The sequence below is a fragment of the Lapillicoccus sp. genome (assembly GCF_039935575.1).
Lineage (GTDB): Bacteria > Actinomycetota > Actinomycetes > Actinomycetales > Dermatophilaceae > Lapillicoccus.
Genome location: NZ_JBDTKA010000102.1, coordinates 1 through 17,430, shown reverse-complemented (window position 1 = coordinate 17,430; position 17,430 = coordinate 1). Strand labels below are relative to the sequence as shown.

At 68.2% G+C, this 17,430-nt stretch carries 15 protein-coding genes; 7 read left to right on the top strand and 8 right to left on the bottom strand.

Features of this window, described 5'->3' with window-relative positions:
• Window positions 1-15: 15 nt before the first annotated feature.
• The 7 genes from ABI385_RS12505 to ABI385_RS12475 form a co-directional block, all read right to left on the bottom strand.
• On the bottom strand, window positions 16-1,194 hold the full coding sequence (locus tag ABI385_RS12505) for an FAD-dependent oxidoreductase (protein ID WP_348104076.1): 1,179 nt from the start codon (window positions 1,192-1,194) through the stop codon (window positions 16-18).
• Window positions 1,191-2,204 (bottom strand): ester cyclase, encoded by a 1,014-nt coding sequence (locus tag ABI385_RS12500; RefSeq protein ID WP_348104075.1) that lies wholly within the window; start codon window positions 2,202-2,204, stop codon window positions 1,191-1,193. Before ABI385_RS12500 ends, ABI385_RS12505 begins: the two co-directional genes overlap by 4 nt.
• Window positions 2,205-2,261: 57 nt before the next feature.
• Window positions 2,262-3,740 (bottom strand): aldolase/citrate lyase family protein, encoded by a 1,479-nt coding sequence (locus ABI385_RS12495; RefSeq protein ID WP_348104074.1) that lies wholly within the window; start codon window positions 3,738-3,740, stop codon window positions 2,262-2,264.
• Window positions 3,741-3,789: 49 nt separating this feature from the next.
• The gene (gene hisD, locus ABI385_RS12490) at window positions 3,790-5,130 is read right to left on the bottom strand and encodes a histidinol dehydrogenase (RefSeq protein ID WP_348104073.1); all 1,341 of its coding nucleotides are present in this window, start codon (window positions 5,128-5,130) and stop codon (window positions 3,790-3,792) included.
• A gap of 66 nt (window positions 5,131-5,196) precedes the next feature.
• Window positions 5,197-6,081 (bottom strand): carbohydrate ABC transporter permease, encoded by an 885-nt coding sequence (locus tag ABI385_RS12485; RefSeq protein WP_348104072.1) that lies wholly within the window; start codon window positions 6,079-6,081, stop codon window positions 5,197-5,199.
• A complete protein-coding gene (locus tag ABI385_RS12480; RefSeq protein ID WP_348104071.1) occupies window positions 6,078-6,950 on the bottom strand; it encodes a sugar ABC transporter permease in 873 nt (290 codons plus the stop codon). The genes ABI385_RS12485 and ABI385_RS12480 overlap by 4 nt, the downstream gene beginning before the upstream one ends.
• 114 nt (window positions 6,951-7,064) lie before the next feature.
• Window positions 7,065-8,396 (bottom strand): extracellular solute-binding protein, encoded by a 1,332-nt coding sequence (locus ABI385_RS12475; RefSeq protein WP_348104070.1) that lies wholly within the window; start codon window positions 8,394-8,396, stop codon window positions 7,065-7,067.
• Window positions 8,397-8,520: 124 nt separating this feature from the next.
• Between ABI385_RS12475 and ABI385_RS12470 the strand changes: the two genes are divergently transcribed.
• From ABI385_RS12470 to ABI385_RS12455, 4 genes are all read left to right on the top strand, one after another.
• Window positions 8,521-9,576, top strand: a complete 1,056-nt coding sequence (locus ABI385_RS12470) for a LacI family DNA-binding transcriptional regulator (RefSeq protein ID WP_348104069.1) — start codon at window positions 8,521-8,523, stop codon at window positions 9,574-9,576.
• Window positions 9,577-9,656: 80 nt separating this feature from the next.
• Window positions 9,657-10,805 (top strand): cupin domain-containing protein, encoded by a 1,149-nt coding sequence (locus ABI385_RS12465; RefSeq protein WP_348104068.1) that lies wholly within the window; start codon window positions 9,657-9,659, stop codon window positions 10,803-10,805.
• 22 nt (window positions 10,806-10,827) lie between these two features.
• Entirely contained in the window at window positions 10,828-11,781 is a 954-nt protein-coding gene (locus tag ABI385_RS12460; RefSeq protein WP_348104067.1) for an NAD(P)-dependent oxidoreductase, read from the top strand.
• A complete protein-coding gene (locus ABI385_RS12455) occupies window positions 11,774-12,772 on the top strand; it encodes an aldo/keto reductase (RefSeq protein WP_348104066.1) in 999 nt (332 codons plus the stop codon). Before ABI385_RS12460 ends, ABI385_RS12455 begins: the two co-directional genes overlap by 8 nt.
• A gap of 137 nt (window positions 12,773-12,909) precedes the next feature.
• Here ABI385_RS12455 and ABI385_RS12450 read toward each other — a convergent pair whose 3' ends face one another.
• Window positions 12,910-13,926: a LacI family DNA-binding transcriptional regulator gene (locus ABI385_RS12450; protein ID WP_348104065.1), complete on the bottom strand. Its 1,017-nt coding sequence runs from the start codon at window positions 13,924-13,926 to the stop codon at window positions 12,910-12,912.
• A 150-nt stretch (window positions 13,927-14,076) separates the two neighbouring features.
• Here ABI385_RS12450 and hisD (ABI385_RS12445) point away from each other — a divergent pair, with 150 nt between their 5' ends.
• The 3 genes from hisD (ABI385_RS12445) (at window position 14,077) to ABI385_RS12435 (ending at window position 17,425) form a co-directional block, all read left to right on the top strand.
• On the top strand, window positions 14,077-15,384 hold the full coding sequence (gene hisD / locus ABI385_RS12445; RefSeq protein ID WP_348104064.1) for a histidinol dehydrogenase: 1,308 nt from the start codon (window positions 14,077-14,079) through the stop codon (window positions 15,382-15,384).
• Window positions 15,381-16,163 carry an SDR family oxidoreductase gene (locus ABI385_RS12440; RefSeq protein ID WP_348104063.1) on the top strand — a complete coding sequence of 261 codons (783 nt, stop codon included), beginning with the start codon at window positions 15,381-15,383 and terminating at the stop codon, window positions 16,161-16,163. The genes hisD (ABI385_RS12445) and ABI385_RS12440 overlap by 4 nt, the downstream gene beginning before the upstream one ends.
• A 251-nt stretch (window positions 16,164-16,414) precedes the next feature.
• The gene (locus ABI385_RS12435) at window positions 16,415-17,425 is read left to right on the top strand and encodes an ester cyclase (RefSeq protein ID WP_348104062.1); all 1,011 of its coding nucleotides are present in this window, start codon (window positions 16,415-16,417) and stop codon (window positions 17,423-17,425) included.
• Window positions 17,426-17,430: the final 5 nt, after the last annotated feature.

The following is a 17,430-nucleotide window of genomic DNA, read 5'->3' as shown; positions in this document are numbered from 1 at the left end:
CCTTGCGCTTCGTGGTCAGGCGGAACGGATGGTCCGCGTGGCGGGGAACGACGTGTCCGCGTGCGCCGAGAACGTGAACCGCGAGACGACCTGGTCGTCGCCGGTGACCAAGTCAGCGGCGATGCGGCCAACGGTGGGGGCCAGCTTGGCCCCGTGTCCCGAGCAGGCCGAGACCACGACGAGAGGTCCGACGCGGTCGATGAGGAAGTCCTCGGTGGGCGTGGAGGTGTAGAGGCAGGTGGTCTCGGCGAACGGGGTGGGTTCGAGACCCGGGAGCCAACGCTCGACGTACTCCACGATGCGCGCCCGGCTCGCCTCATCTACGACGCCCTCGCGGGAGCGGGCGGAGCTCACCGGCCCGGTGTGCTCGGCAATCTTGCGCGCGTTGCCCGGTCCGGCGTCTCGGCCGCCCGGGAGGTGGTAGACGTCTAGCGCGTCGCGGTGCAGGGTGACGGGCCAGGTCACCGACTCGTCGCGCCGCGGGAAGTGGAAGACGCGGTGCTCGGTGACACGGATGGGCGGTAACGGAGCGCGGGCGCCGACTACCTCCTCGACCCAGCCTCCTGCCGTAACCACCGCCGTGCGGGCCCGGACCGTGCCCGCGGTGGTGCGCACGGTGACGCCGTCCTCGTCGACGTCGAGCCCGGTGACCTCGACTCCCGATACCTGACGCCCGCCTGAAGCCGCCGCGAGGTCGAGGAACGCGTGCACCCCGGAGTCCACGTCGACCGTGCCCGCCTGGGGATGGAACAGCGCGGGCCCCTCGAACACCATGCCCGGGAACCGCCGGCCCGCCTCGTGAGCGCTGAGCAGCTCGTGCGGGACGTCGTGACGTGCGAGTGCCTCGGCGATCACTTCGGGTTGGCGCCATGACCCGTGGTCGAGACCGCCGGTCATACGCAGCAACGTGGTGCCAGACTGGATCTCCAGCTCACGCCACCACTCGAAGGCCTCCCCGGTGAGGCGCACGTAGTCGTCCTCGGGGTAAGCGCGCCGAACGATCCGGGCCGACCCGTGCGAGCTGCCGCGGCTCGTTGCGGGTTCGAACTGCTCGAGGACGAGTGCGTCGACCCTGCGCTGGGAGAGGTGCCACGCGGTGGCGGACCCCATCAGGCCGGCACCGACGATGACCGTGTCGACCGTGTCGGGCAGCTCAGCCGGGGCGGGCCGGGCCGCCGACGCGTCGGCGCTCACGATTGCACCTGGGCTCTCGCCCTCTCGATCTGGGTCAGCACGGCCAGCTCGTCGAAGACCCGGAACTCGTTGTAGATCTTGTCGTCCCGCAGGACGAAGTGCGAGATGCCGAGAACGTCGACGGGGGAGTAGGTGAGAGGTCCATAGGTGGGCGCACCCGCATACGTCCCACGCATGTTCCACATGACCGACACCCGGGTGCCATGAAACGGGTCGGTGTTGGCGGCGACGTCACGCACGTCGAACCGGGCGTCGGGGAAGGACGCGATCAGCTCGCCTAACGACTGCTGGTAGCCCTCGGGGCGGCAGTAACTGCGGTAGCGGCTGGTATGGCAGACGTGGCTGCGATGCAGGTATGTCGGGGCGAGGTTGAGCAGGCGCTGGTTCCAGGCGAGCTCGATGAGCTCGAGGACCATGCGGCACTGCGTCGGATGAGAGTCCGGTCGTGGCCCTGAGTCTCCGGCGACGAGGGGGTTCTCCGGCGGCCGTCCGAAGATCCCCTCGTCGCAGCCGGTGCCGAGGATCATGGGGTTCGGATGCGTCGCGAGCTCTCGGGCGATGGCGCCGACGTCGAGACCGTTCTGCTCGACCACGGCCCACTCGTCGCGCACCACCCACTCCTCGACGATGAACGCGTCGCGAACGAGGCAGAGCGCGATGTTGCGCGAGGTCGAGGTCCGGTAGCTCGGAGGCCCGTACTGCCAGTGGCCGCTCTGGATCCCCGAGTTCACGATGCGGTGGGAGCTGACCCACGAGCTGTCGGTCCGTTCCTCCCACACGACGTCCTCGGCGGTGAAGGCGCGGCCGGGGAACGCGGTCTTCTTGACGAAACAGCCCTCGATGATCGACTCACGGCCACCGCTGTGACCGTAGGCCCCGTGCAGCTTGATGTCGGGGTGATAGTGGTCGCGGATCAGGCCCATTCCGTAGCTCTGCCAGATCTTGTCGGTCCATTCGACGATATACGTCTCGGGGTCTGGATAGGGCGCGTAGGCCTGCGCGGACAGCATGGGACGAGATGCTCCTCAGGGTTGTGGTGCGGTCAGAGACGAGGGCCGGAATCAGGCTCAGAGGCCGAGCCAGTCTCGAAGGGCGCTCGCGACCTCGCGGGGAGCCTCGAGAGGGGCCATGTGCCCGGCTGTGACGACGACATGACGAGCGTCGAGTATCCCCGCAGCCAGCTCCTCCTGCAGCGCGGGCGGGCACACCTCGTCGAGGGTGCCGGAGATGACGACGGTTGGAACCGTAATAGCGGACAGGGCCGGTCGGGAGTCGGGTCGGACGGCCTGAGCGGCGAGCTGACGCAGGAATCCCTCGGGTCCGACCGTGGTCGCCATGGCCGTGTTGCGAGCGACCAGGTTGGCATCGCGACCACCCTCGGGCAGCGTGTCGCGACCCAGCTGCGCAGCGACGTCTACAAACTCGCCGGACCGGGTGCGGGCGGTCAGCTCGGCCCACGACTGCAGCTGCTCTGGTGATGCGTCTCGCGCGCTGGTGTTGACCAGGGCCAGCCGGGTGACCCGCTCCGGGGCTTGGCGGGCCATCTCGAGGGCCACGATCCCGCCCAGCGAGTGGCCGGCCACCGCGAAGTGGGCCGGAGCCTGCGCGAGGAGCGCGGCCGCCATGGCCTCGACCGTGTCGTGACCGTCGATCCGGGGGAATGACGGTTGCGCGACGTCCGCCAGGTCCGCGGCCACGTCTTGCCACGTCGACCGGTCCCCCAGCATGCCGCTGAGGAACAGCACGTGTTGAAGGTCAGCGGGTGCCCCCGACTCGGCGTGGATTGTGTTAGGCGCAGCTGTGGCCAGCCGCACGAAGGTGGCGGACACGGCGTGTTGCAGGTTGTAGACGACAACCTGGGAACCCGCGTCGAAATGCGCCCGCGCCGTCGTCTCGTCGCCGCAGATCGACAGGACGCGGCCCCCAGCAGCCTCCCGGACCTGGGCCAGGGCCAGGGCGACAGGGGTTTGGTCACCGGCCAGGACTCCCAGATCGGCGGCCAGGTCCGCAGGCCCGAGGAAAAGCAGGTCGATCCCGTCGACGGCGGCGATGTCAGCCGCCGCAGTGACCGCGGCCTCGCTCTCGATCATCGCGATGACGAGCGGACCGTCGGCATACCGGTGCAGGTGTTCGGCGCCCGTGCGCAGGCCGTAAGAACCGGCGCGGGTGTAGGCGGCGAACCCGCGACGTCCGCGCGGAGGGTAGTGGACGGCCTCAACCAGCGCCTTCGCCTCGTCGACGCTGTCGATGTGGGGGTAGATGATCCCGGCGGCGCCGAGGTCGAGGACGCGCAGCACCTCATGGAGCCCCCCGATGCGCACGATGACCGGCAGGCCGACCGCCTCCGCCGTGGAGATGTGATGGGCCATGGCGACCTGGTCACCCGGCCCGTGCTCGGCGTCCAGGACGAGGTAGTCGAGCCCGACCAGACCAGTCAGCTCCACCAGCATTTCGGCGGGCATCCGGACCAGGCCCCCGAGCAGCCGGTCTCCGCGTCGTACCCGCGCGGCGAGGTCGAGTGGGTCAACTCGGGGTGGGGTCACCATGGGCACCTCCTGGGTAGGTTGCGACGACTGGGAGCCGCAAGGTCCGGCCTCACGAGGGGGTCTCGCTCGGTTCCGACTCGAGCCGGGCGATGCGCAAGGTGGCGGTCGCGCCGTGGGCGGCCATCCCCTCGTACTCGGAGATCGTCGCGACCGGGTCGGCCAGCAGGGGAGTCGCTTCGCGTCGGACCCGCTGGTAGGTCAACGCCTTGAGGAACTTAGAGACTGAAAGACCGGCGCTGTGCCGCGCTCCTCCGGCTGTGGGCAGCACATGGTTACTGCCCGCCATGCCCTTGTCGGAGTAGGCGACGGTGCTCCAGCTGCCCAGGAAGATCGACCCGTAGTTGGTGAGAGAGTCGTGGTACCAGTCGTCCCGGCCGGTCATGATCTCGAGATGCTCGGGGGCGAGGTCGTCCATGAGCTGGACGGCGACCTCGGGCGAGTCGGCCACGATCACCGAGCCGTGGTTCGTCCACGAGACGCGCGCGATGTCCTGGGTTTTCAGCTCGTCCAGCTGCCGCTCGACCTCGTTGACGACCTTGCGGCCGAGCTCCTCCGATGTGGTCACGAGGGCGGCTGGTGAGTCCGGCCCGTGTTCGGCCTGGCCGAGCAGGTCAGCCGCCACCAGTGTCGGGTCGGCTGTCTCGTCGGCGATGACGGCGACCTCGGAAGGGCCGGCCAGCAGGTCGATGGCCACCGCGCCGAAAAGCTGCCGCTTGGCCTCGGCTACATAGGCGTTGCCCGCTCCGACCAGCATGTCGACTGGCGCCTCCCCCAAGAGGCCAAAAGCCATCGCGGCCAAGGCCTGGACCCCACCGAGGACGAAGATGCGGTCGGCCCCTGAGACGTGCGCCGCATAGAGCACGGCGGGGTCGGGCTGGCCGTCGGGCTGCGGCGGTGTGCAGGCGAGGACAGACGGCACTCCGGCCGCCTTGGCGACGTTCACGGTCATGAACGCGCTGGCCAACAGGGGAAACCGGCCGGCGGGCAGGTATGCGCCAACCCGGCCGACCGGGATGTAACGGACCCCCGTCACCAGGCCCGGGACGAGCTCGGCCTCGAAGTCGGTCTGCTTCGAGCGGGAGAGCTGGGCGAAGGCACGCGTACGCTCCCGGCCCACGTCGAGGGCCTCGCGCAGATCGGCCGGGATGCGGTCGATGAGCTGCTCGATCTGCTCCGACGAGAGCTCAGGGTCGCGCCCGTCCCAGTGGTCGAGGGTTGCGGCGTAGCCCATAACCCGGTCGATGCCGCCCTTCTCGATCTCGGAGAGCATGCGCGACACGGTCGCGATGACAGCCGGGTCGCGCTGTGCCGGCGGCCCATCGAGGGCGGGGGACTTGAGGTGGTGGTAACGGTTGGAGAGGTGACCGGTGCGGACCGGGTCGAGCTGCATGACGTGTTCTCCTGGGCGCTGTCGGGGCAGGTGGTGGTGGGTGCGGAGTCGGCGAGGACCAGGTCATCAGCCCTTGACGGAACCGCCGGTCAAGCCGGCGACGAGGAATCGCTGCACGACCATGGCGAGGACGAGGATCGGGAGGGCCACCAGGACGGTGGCGGCGCTGGCCTGCTGCAGCAGCGGGAGGTTCTGCCCGATCTGGGTGGCAATGAACACGGGGATGGTCTTCGCCTCGGTGTCCGTAAGGACCAGGGCCAGCAGGTATTCCTGAAAGGCGAAGAGGAACGTGAAGATGCCGGCGGTCACGAGGCCAGGCCCCATGACCGGAAGAATGACGCGGACCAACGTCTGCAGACGGGAACACCCGTCGACCATGGCGGCCTCGTCGAGCTCGCGGGGAATCTCCATGAAGAAGTTGCGCAGCAGCCAGATCGTGAAGGGCTGGTTCAGAGCGACGAGACCGATCATCAGCGCGATCTTGGTGTCGTAGATCCCCAGGGCCTGCGCGAAGTTGTAGAAGGGAAGGGCCACGGCGAAGCGAGGCAGCGCGCGGAAGATCAGAGCGAGGACGAGCAGGAGCGCTCCCATCCGTCCGCCGTACCTGGACAATGCGTAGGCGGCCGGCGCTCCCACGATGAGGGCGATGATCACGCTGGCGATGGCGACGACGACCGTATTGAGCAGATATTGGGCGAAGTTGGTCTCCTGCCACAGCGCGACAAACGCGTCGAGACTCGGCTGGTAGAAGAAGACCGGGGGGTTGGCGAACGCTTCGGCCGTTGACTTGGTGGCGGCCATCGTGGTCCAGATGAACGGTGTCACCATGACGAAGGCGACGGCGGTCAGGACCAAGAGCACGACGATCGTATTGCGGGATTTGTTTCCTCGGCGGACGGCGGTCGGCGCCACCTTGGCGAGCGGGGCTTCGGTCGTGACGGGGACGCTCATGACGCCTTCACCTCTCGGTAGGTCTGCCGGATGAACGGCACCAGGAGCACGAAGATGATGACCATCGTGATGACACTGACTGCGCTGCCGAGGCCGACCTTCTGGTCCCCCGCCGCGAACGCGACGTTGTAGACGTAGAGCATCACGGACTCGTTACCGAGTGAGACGGCGCTCGGCGACAACGGGATCAGCGCGTCGAAGACGCGAAGCCCGTCCATGATCGTGATGAGCGAGATGAAGCCGATGAGCGGATACAACGAGGGAATCACCACGAAGCGTTGCTGCTGCCACCAGCTGGCGCCGTCGATCTGCGAGGCTTCTATCGCCTCTGTGTTCACACCCTGCAGCCCCGCGAGCAGGATCAGGATCGAGAACGGCAGCTCGTGCCAGACGATGTTGGCCAGGACCATGAACCGGTTGGGCCACTGCTGGGAGAACCACAACGGCGGGTTCGACACCCCGAGGTGCTGGAGGAGCCAGTTGACGAGGCCACCGAAGTTGCTGTCGAAAAGCCAGGAGAAGGCCACCGCCCCGATCACGGTGGGGACGATGTAGGACAACAGGAGGAAACCGAGAAAGATGGGTCGGATCCGGCCGGTGCGCTGGAGGAGTACGGCGAGACCGAAGCCGAACACGAGCTTGAGGATCAGGCCGACGAGCGTCAGGCCCACGGTGAACAGAACCGCCTGACGAAACTGGCCGTCCCCGAGCACCGCGGTGTAGTTGGCCAGCCCGGTCCAGACGCCCTGCTCGCCGTAGGTGACGTCCTGCAGGCTCCAGATGACGGTCTGGATGAGTGGGACTACCAGCAACGCGGTCATGATGACGGCGCTGGGTCCGACCAGGAACAGGAACTCTTTGCGCCGCATACAGACTCCCTCGTCGAATAGCGCTAGGTCCGGGGACGTGGGTTCCCCGGGGGCTGGCCTGGTGGGCCGTCTGGTAGCGGCGGGGCGGATGACCCGCCGCTACCAGGTGCGGGCTCAGCCGCCGGCGGCGGCCAGGACCTTCTCGGCCGCAGCCTGTGCCTTGGCGAGGGCGTCGTCGACCGACAGGGCGCCCGTGATGCCCTGGGCGATGAACTCACGGGTGGCGGTCTGCATATCGGCAGTCCACTTCTCCATGGGCGGCGTCTGCGCACCGTCGTTCAGGGTGGCCGTCACCGCGTCGAACCAGGGCATGGTCGCGCTGGTAGCGAGACCCTTCCGGGAGGGAAAGGCGCCCGGAACGGCGGCCTTGCCGGCGGCCTCGCTGACCGAGGCGGCCATGACCTGGAACACCAGGTCCTTGTCGACCGAGGTGTTCTGCGGGATCGACCAGCCGTCGACAGACACCGTCGCCCACGGCTTGCCGCCGGCCTCGATCGCCGGTGGCTCCATAAAGGCGAACTTGTCGTAGAACTTGGAGTTCTTCTGCTGGACCAGGTCGAGCATGCGTCCGGAGTACATCTCCCCGATCGCGGCGGTCCCGTTGAACATCTGCTGCTGAACCTTGGGCTGGTCGAAGGTGGTCACCTGGGGGTCCATGTACGGCACCAGGTCCCTAACCGCTTGCAGCGCCTTCTTGCCCTGGGGGGAGTTGAACATCGGCTTCTTGGTCGTCGGGTCGACGTAGGTCGTGCCCTGGGAGAACAGGCCGATCATGAAGCGGGTCGAGACGTCGCCGGAGGCTAGCAGCGGCATGGCGACCGGGTATTTCACCTTGCCAGAGGCCTGGATCTTGGCGGCCGCGTCCTTGAGATCTGCGAACGTCTTCGGGGGCTTGAGGCCGAGCCCGTCGAAGATGTCCTTGCGGTAGACGAAGGTCGTGATGTTGGCCTGCGTCGGGATGCCGAACAGCTTCCCGTTGTAGCTCATCCCCTTCAGCATGGTCGGGTCGAGATCGCCCAGCTTAAACGTGTCCTTGTGTTTGGCGAACATGTCGTCGAGCGAGACGATCTTGTCGTTGTACTTCGGGATGACGAGGGAGTACATCTCGACGAGGTCGAAGGCTCCCTTGGCACCGGCCAGCGTCGTGGCCGTCTTCTGCACCTGGCCGCCGAAGTCCACCGGGTCGTGCTTGAACGTCAGGGTGGGGCTCTGGCAACTAGCGATCAGTGTGTTGGTGAACGGGTCGATGGCCGACGAGTTGTAAGCGAGGATATTGACCGTTGTGGGGGTGCTGGGCTGCGTGACAGCGCAGCCGACGCTGGTGGCCTGGCTAGCCGCCGTCTTGGTCCCTGCGCCGCATGCGGCGGTCAGCATCAGAGCGCCGCCGGCGAAGGCCGCGACGAGGGCTCGTCGAGATCGTGGGGGGGACAAGCGCGTGCGGGACATCTGACCTCCATGGGGGATTGGATGTGCATACGTATTCACACTTCACCCCGGTTCGTCAAGACTACGGCTAAGATCGAGACCGATCGGTTGCGCGGCCTCGCGGCCGAACCAGGGACGGAGAGTCATGGCTGGGCGTGCTGCAGGGGCCGGCTGGCCAGCTGATCTCGACCGCCCGTCGAGCTCGGTGACCAGCCACGACGTCGCCCGGTTGGCGGGCGTGTCCCAAGCCACGGTGTCGCGCGCCCTACGCCGCGCGCCCAACGTCCCCGCGGCGACGCGCGAGCGCGTGGAGAGGGCCGCCCAGGCCCTGGGTTACGTGCCCAACCGCCTCGGCCGTGCCCTGGTGACCCAGGCCACGGGCCGGATCGCCATGGTTGCTGACCTTGGGAACCCGCTCTTCTCCACGCTGCTGACTCCCGTCCACGACGCCCTCTGCGAGCTTGGCTACCAGACACTGTTGTTCGTCGAGGACCAGACCCGGTTGGAGGACGTCTCGGGTCTGTTCGACCGGTCGGTGGACGGGGCCATCCTGTCGACCGCGATCGCCGGATCCTCCCTCCCGTACGAGCTCGACCGTCACGGCCTCCCGTTCGTCTATCTCAGCCGTATGAGTGATCTGGTTGAAAGAGATAGCGTTTCGGCCGATGACCGGGGCGGTGCGGCCAAGGCTGCCCGTCTGCTCATCGACCTCGGGCACCGGGACATCGGCGCCATCCTCGGGCCGACCAACACCTCGACGAGCCGTGACCGGGAGGCGGGGTTCCTTAGCGAGCTGGCGACGGCAGGCCTGGCGGTCCGGCCGGAGGCCGTCGTTCGGACGGACTACACCACGCCGGCGGGGTTTGCCGCGTTCGAGCGGCTGATGACGCTGGACCCCCGACCCACTGCGTTGTTCTGCGGCAACGACTGGGTTGCGGTCGGCGTCCTCAACGGGGCGAAGCAGCGGGGGATCGAGGTGCCCCGCGATCTGACCGTCGTCGGGTTCGACGACCTCCCCGTCGCGAGCTGGCCGGTCTTCGACCTCACGACCGTGTCCAACCCGGTGAAGGACAACGCCGCGCAAGCGGCTCGGCTACTCGTGCACCGGATCCAGAGTGGACCGAAGCCGGCCTTCCAACACGTAATAGCGCCCACGGAGCTGGTGCTGCGCCACACCCACGCACCGCCTCCCGTGCGTTGACGGACCGGCTGCCGCGGGCGGTCGGCCAGGCGGGTGGGTGCATCCTTGCGTTGGATGACTACGTATGCAAGCATGCTTTCATGCCTCGTCGTCGCAGCATCGTCGTCACCGAGTCCGAGATGGCCGACCGGACTATCCGCAGGGACGCGCTGATCTCCTGCAACACCGCCTTCATCGACTGTCGGACCCCCGGGTCGGACTTGAAGGAGAACTACGCACTGATCGGGTCGGGCGTCTCGCAGAACCCTGACCAGTACATCAACCTCCAGATCCCGCACGGTTACAACGTGGGCGGCGCGGCCATGCCGAACGGCGTGACCAACTCACTGCACATGCACTTCACGGCCGAGGTCTTCCTCGTCGTCGACGGTGAGTACACCTTCCGATGGGGCGTGGACGGTCAGGCGGGCGAGTTCGTAGGTCGAGCCGGCGATGTCGTCTCGGTGCCGACCTGGATCTACCGAGGTTTCACCAACACCGGGCCCGAAGAGAACTTCATGTTCACCGTCCTGGGCCAGAACAACACCGGGGGCATCATCTGGGGGCCCAGCGTCCTGCGTGAGGCGGAGGGATTCGGGCTCTATCTCACCGCGGACAACCAGCTCCTGGATACCTCCGACGGCAGCGAGATCGACCCTGAGGTCGAGCTCGTCACCCCCATGCCTCAAGCGCAGATCGACGAGCTCGAGACCTGGAGTGTCGAGCGGATGAGACGACGCCTGGTCACCGTCGAGGACCGGTCCTGGTCCAGCCGGGCGCTCATCTGCACGGCGCTGGAGGAGGGCCAGGTCGACCTCGCTCTCATCATCGGGTTCGGCATCACCGAGCACCGCAGCCAGGAGCCAGCGATCTTCAACCCACACGGGTTCTCGCTGGCCGTGGTACGCGCTGAGCCCGGTAAGGCGATGCTTCAGCATCGGGTTGCGGAGACGCAGGTCCTCATCGTGCGCAAGGGGCGCTGGGAGGTGCGCCTCAACGAACAGGAGCCCGTGGCCGTGATCCTCGAGGAGAACGACACCCTCTCCATCCCCCCGTTGGCCTGGCGCGAAATGGTCAACGTCGGGGACGACACGGGCGAGATGTACATCGTGACCGGCGGTGACGGGCGGGCCCGGTTGGAGTGGGACGAACTGGTGCTCAAGGGGGCTCAGAACGAGGACGTGGCCTACGACGCGAACGGGTATCTCGCCCCGTGGTCCGTCGTCTCCGCCTCCACGATGGACGACTGACCGAGTCTCGACGCCTACGACGATGACGGACTCCACGGCCGAGACCACCTCGCCCCCTCCCGACGACGCTGCGCTGACGCCCACAGGCGCTCCTACGGTGGGGTTCGTCGGACTGGGCCGCATGGGCGGCCCCATGGTGGGATGTCTGTTGCGCTCCGGCCGGCCCGTGGTGGCCTACGACATCGACCCGCGGCGGTCCGCCGAGGCGGCCGACGCGGGGGCCGAGTGCGCGAACAGCCCGGCCGAGGTCGCGGCCCGCAGCGCGGTGAGCCTCACCATGGTCATGAACGACCGAGTGCTGCGAGAGGTCGCGCTGTCACCGGACGGCATCCTCGCGGGTGCCCGGCCAGGCCACCTCTTCTGTGACCTCAGCACCGTGTCCCCACAGGTGTCGGCCGACATCGCGACAGCGGCGGCTGGGCTGGGCGTCCGGTACGTGCGGGCCAAGGTGGCGGGCAGCACGGGGCTGGCAGCAGAGGGACAGCTGACCGTCTTCGCCTCCGGCGCCCAGGATGACGTCGACGCGGTGTCTCCGGTGCTGGCCGCCTTTGCGCGTGAGGTCCGGTTCGTCGGCCCGGGGGAGGCCGCGCACTACCTCAAGCTGGCGCACAGCATCGTGGTGGGGGCGTACGCCGCCCTCATCGGAGAGGCTGTGACCTTCGCCGCCCAGGGCGGTGTCGACTACGACACGGTGATCGAGGTCCTCGAGGCCGGCCCCCTCGGGTCACGCCAGCTGTCGCTCAAGGCTCCGATGCTGCGCGACCGCACCTTCGGCGATCCTCCCTCCGACGTCGACACGGCGGCCAAGGACCTCGACCTTGCCCTCGACGCCGCCGTCCGTGTCGGCACGGTCACCCCGTTCGCCGCGACCGCTCGCCAGCTGATGACCTCACGCCAGGCACACGGTGAGGGCAAGCTCGACATCTGGTCGGTCATCCGGTCGCTCGAGGCCCTCGCGGCCGTGGAGCGTGACTGACTTAGTGGGCACGATGGAGGCCGTGCGGTTGCCCGGCACCGACCTGGATGTCAGCATGCTCGTCCTGGGCGGCAACATGCTTGGCAGCCGGCTGGATCGCGACAGCTCGTTTGCCGTGCTGGACGCATACGCGCAGGCCGGCGGGTCCATGATCGACACCGCCGCCGTCTATGCCGACTGGCTGCCTGATACCGAGGCAGGCTGTAGCGAGCGCACGATCGGCCGATGGCTACGGGCTCGCCCTTCCAGCCCCATGCTGGTCACGACCAAAGGTGGCCATCCCGACCTCTCCCGCCCGCACCAACCCCGGCTCGACGGACCGTCGCTGCGCCACGACGTCGAGCAGAGCCTCGAGCGGATGGGGCTCGACCGGCTCGCGCTGTGGTTCACCCACCGCGACGACCCGGCGCTGTCGGTGCAGGAGATCATCGAGTCCGTCGAGGCGTTGCGCGACGAGGGGCTGCTGCGGTGGTACGGCGTCTCGAACTGGTCCACCTCGCGGGTCGCGCAGGTGCTCGAGATGCGGTCCGCGGGCGCCGCACCAGGATTCGTCGCCACGCAGGCCGCTTTTGCCGCCGCGGCCCCACGACCCGACGGGTGGGCGGCCGATCTCACGGCCGCCGACGGGCCGATGCTCGACCTGCACCAGGCCAGCCATCTCACCTTGTTTGCCTACTCCGCACAGGCCAAGGGCTGGTTCGACGGGGCTGTGGGCGCGACGGACACCTATGACACGCCAGCCAACCGGCACGCTCGCGACGTCGTCCGGAGCGTCGCGGCCGAGGCCGGGGTCGAGCCGGGCCAGGTCGCGCTGGCCGCCCTGCTGGAGCTCGACCTACCCCTGCGTCTGGTGGTCGGGTGCTCGACGCCAGCCCGGCTGAGGCAGAGTGCGGGGGCTCTCGCGCTGCGCCTGACCCCGGAGCAGTCGCGTCGGGTCCAGGGCGTCCTGCCCGCGGTGCCAGGGGTCCGCACCGCGTCTGCGCGTCCGTGACGCTCGCGCCTGCCCCGTTCTCCATGCTGAAACCACCCTTGGGCGCCCGGGCCTGCGCGAGCAGACAAGGCGATTGAACCGCGAGGGTGGTCGTCGCTTCGTCATCCTCAGGCACCGAATGGAGACCGGCAGCGACGTCATCGGGTCGGAGCCGGCCCGTGCGTCCGGCGCTCCACGAGCGAGACGGGGATCCTCCTCGTCTCCGGGGCCACGGCGCCACCTCGCAGCTGCCGGGCAAGCAGGTCGACCGCCACCTGCGCCAGAGCGTCGAGATCGCAGTGCACCGTTGTGAGGCCCACCAGCGGCCATCCGGCCATCGGGATATCGTCGAAACCGATGACCGTGAGGTCCTCGGGGACGCGAATGCCGAGAGTCGTGGCGGCGGAGAGCACCCCGAGCGCGATGACGTCGTTGCCGCCGAAGACGGCCGTGGGTGGGTCGGGGGAGTGCAGGAGCGAGATCGCGGCCCCCATCGCCGCGTCGTGGTCGAACACGGTCCGGCGGACCAGGGACCGGGGCAGCGGAACCCCGTGCCGACGCAGGCCGGCGCGGAATCCTGTCGCGCGTTCCCGGCCGGTCGAGGTGTCGGTGGGTCCCTGGATGACGGCGATGCGCCGATGTCCCGCGCGGACGAGCAGGTCCGCCACCCGCATAACGCCCCCCGTGTTGTCGACCGTGCAACCGGGCGACTCGGGGACGTCGAGGACCCGGTTGACCAGCACGTGCGGGATGCCCCGCTCGGTCAGGTCGCGAGGACGCGACGACGTGCGGGTCGTGGTCGTGAGGATCACGCCGTCGTAGGAGCCGTCGGCCAGTGCCTCGAGGCTGACCCCGGTGCCGGCCGGGCCGGTGGTCTCGGTCACGAGCACCATCTGCAGGTCCCGCGAGCCAAGGTGCCGGCGCAGCGGTTCGACCAGCTGGGGGTAATAGGGGTTGGTCAGTGCGTCGGACACCACGGCGACCCGCCGCGGGCGAGCGTTCGAGAGGGAACGGGCGTTCTCGCTCGGGATGTATGCCAGCTCGGCGGCCGCGCGCAGGACGCGCTGACGCGTGCCCCGCGACGTCCCCGGCAGGTTGCGTAGGGCCCGCGACACCGTGGCCTGGGTCACTCCGGCCCGCCGAGCGACGTCGTGGCCGGTCACCCGCTTCGTCATCGGTCTCCTCTCGGCGAGGTCGGTGAGATCGTGAGATCTGATGAGTCGGGGCCAGAGTGTGTCTGTCGATTGACGTGTATACGTATACAGGAAATGCTGAACCAACGCCCGCGGTTAGTGGCCGTGTGGACACCCGAACGTAGGAGAGACATGACCGAGTATCTGAAGTCGGCGCCGGCCACCACTGAGGACCTCCAGCGAGCGGACGGTGTCCGCGAGACGGTGACGCAGGTTATCGCCGACGTCCGGGCCCGAGGTGACCTTGCCGTGCGGGAGTACTCGGAGAAGTTCGACCGATGGTCACCCGAGTCGTTCTTGCTGGACGCCGAGCAGGTGGAGCAGATCATCTCGACCGTGCCGCGGCAGGCGGTCGAGGACATCGTCACCGTGCAGGCCCGGGTCCGCGACTTCGCCCAGCGTCAGCGGGACGCCCTCCTGGATTTCGAGGCCGAGACCGAGCCGGGTGTCTTCCTCGGACAGAAGAACATCCCGGTCTCCGCGGCCGGAGCCTACGTCCCAGGCGGCCGCTACCCGCTGGTGGCGTCGGCGCACATGACGGTGGTGACCGCCAAGGTCGCCGGTGTCGAGACCGTCCGCGCGTGCACGCCGCCGATTCGTGGGGAGATCCCGGCCGCGACGGTGGCGGCCCTGCAACTGGCCGGGGCGGACGAGATCTTCTTGCTGGGAGGCACCCAGGCGGTGGCTGCCCTGTCCATCGGCACGCAGACCATCGGCAAGGTCGACCTGCTGGCCGGGCCCGGCAACGCCTACGTCGCCGAGGCCAAACGCCAGCTGTTCGGAGAGGTGGGAATCGACCTGTTGGCCGGACCGACCGAGATCCTCGTCATCGCCGACGAGCACGCCGACCCGTTCGTCGTCGCGGTCGACCTGCTCAGCCAGGCCGAGCACGGGCCCGACTCGCCCGCCGTCCTCATCACCGACTCACGCGAGCTCGGCCTCCAGGTGATCGAGCTGATCGAGAAGATCCTGCCGGATATGCCGACCCGTGACTTCGCCGAACCTGCCTGGCGCGACCACGGCGAGGTGGCGGTGGTCGAGGACCTCGCCGCGGCCTACCAGTTGGCCGACCAGTACGCCTCGGAGCATGTCCAGGTGCTCACCCGAAACCCCCGGGAGGCGTTGGAGGTCATGCGCAACTACGGAGCACTCTTTCTCGGAGAGGGGACCTGTGTCTCTTACGGCGACAAGGTGATCGGCACGAATCACACTCTTCCCACCCGGGGTGCCGCTCGCTATACGGGTGGGCTGTGGGTGGGCAAGTACCTCAAGACCGTCACCTACCAGGAGGTCCGCGACGAGCAGGCGAGCGCCGAGCTCGGCCGGCTGTGCGGTCGGGCGGCACGGGTCGAGCTCTTCGAGGGGCATGCCCGGTCCGGAGACGTGCGGGCATGGAAGTATGCCGGAGACGCTCTCGACTGGGCACCGTCCGGCGTATGAGCGACACGGGACCGGGACACGACCCCATCCGTGGTCGGACCGCCTTGGTCACCGGCGCCGGGAACGGCCTCGGGAGGGCGATGGCCTTGACCCTGGGCGCTCGTGGCGCTCGTGTGGTCCTCGTCGGCCGACGAGCGCAGACGCTCGGCGAGGTCGCAGCCGAGATCGACGGTCCGACCCGCACCGCCGTCTGCGACACGTCGAGCCCCGAGCAGGTCGCTGCCCTCGGCGAGGAGCTCGCCGGCGAGGAGGTGTCGATCCTGGTCAACAACGCTGGCATTGCGGGCCCGGTAGCGTCGTTGATCGACGTCACGCCGAGCGAGTGGGACGAGGTGTTCGCCGTGAACGTGCGTGGCGTCTATCTCATGTGCCGGCAGTTCCTGCCGCCGATGGTCGCCCGAGGCGCCGGCGACGTGGTGAACATCGCCTCGGTCAGCGGCAAACGGCCGCTGCCGAACCGGACTCCCTATGCCGCGTCCAAAATGGCCGTCATCGGTCTGAGCACCACGTTGGCCTACGAGGTCGGTCCGGCCGGGGTGATGGTCAACACCCTGTCACCGGGCCCGGTCAGCGGGCCCCGGATGACACGCAACTTCGCCCTGGAAGCCGAACGATCCCACACCAGCGTGCAGGAAGCGGAACGGGCGTTCGTCTCCCGCGCGGCCCTGGGGCGGATGGTCACGGAGTCCGAGGTGGCGGCGGCACTGGTCGCAATGCTGCAAATGCCAGGGCTCTGCGGCGCGGACATCGACCTGTCGGCTGGCATGGTCGCGCGATAGGACGCCAGGCCATGTCTCTCGATGGTGTTGGCGGGTGTTAGCGGAGGATCCGATGGCTTCGGCAAGGACCGCCACCGGCGTCTCGCGTGTCAGCTCATGGAGCGTGCCGAGTCGAGCGGCCCGGGCGGAGACGAGCTGCTCGGCATTTGGCGTCGGCGTTTCAGTGCGTGTATACGTATTCACGCGTCCTCGGAACACGAGGCGACCCCAGCCCGCAAGGGGCAACTTAGGCCGAAAGGTTCCACTTCGCCATGCAACTGAAGCCGAGCGTGTACGCGCCCTTCGACTCGCCCGAGGAGTACATCCTTGGGTGGACCGACCTAATCTGGCGGGACTACGGCCTCGGGCGATTGGGCGAGCATTACGCAGACCAGATGACCGTGCACGGAGCGTACGGGCCGATCCGCTCGATGGAGACGGTGTTGCGAGGCTCACTGGTTAAGAAGAGCGCCTTCCCGAATCGAGTCGGCACGGCCGAGGACGTCATCTGCGAGCCGCGAGGAGACAACGCCTTCATCAGCCACCACCGGGTGTTTCACTCCGGGCCCCAGCAAGGCGTCTGGGCCTACGGCCCACCGTCTGGACGGGAGTCCGAGTCCCGCAACATGGCAATCTGCCTGGTGCGTGACGGCCTCGTTGCGGAGGAGTGGGTGGTGCGTGACGAGTGGCGGGTCGTAACCACCTTGGGACTGGACCCCGAGAGCATCGCGCGCACGCTGGCGTTCACCGACGAGCCCGAAGGCCTGTTCGGCACGCAGGCCCCGGCCGACGTGGTCTGTAATGGCGAGTCCGGCCCCCGGCCCGACACCCATCGTGCGGAGGCGGAGATGATCCGCGACTTCATCGACACCGTGTGGCACGCCCGACACCTGGAGCGGGTCGCGGACTACACCCATCGCGACTTGTTCCTCGAGACGACCAGGGCTCGCATCCGCACCCGGCTGGGCAACTACCAGAGCGACCTGATCCAGATGCTGGCACCGTTCCCGGACGCCACCGTGGAGGTGCGCGACATCGCCATCAACACCGCCGACGAACAGGGCACCCGCATAGGAGTGTTGTGGCGGCTCGCCGGTACCTATGACGGGGCTCCGCTCTATGGTCCGGTCACGAACTCACCGATAGAGATCCTCGGTGCCTCTCAGTTCCTGTTGCGCAAGGGCAAGATCATTCACGAGTGGCGCGTGTTCGACGAGATCGCCGTCCTGGCCCAAGTGGCCAAAGCCCGGGGAGACCAGCCGCGGGCCGCCGATGCCCGCTGAGGTGT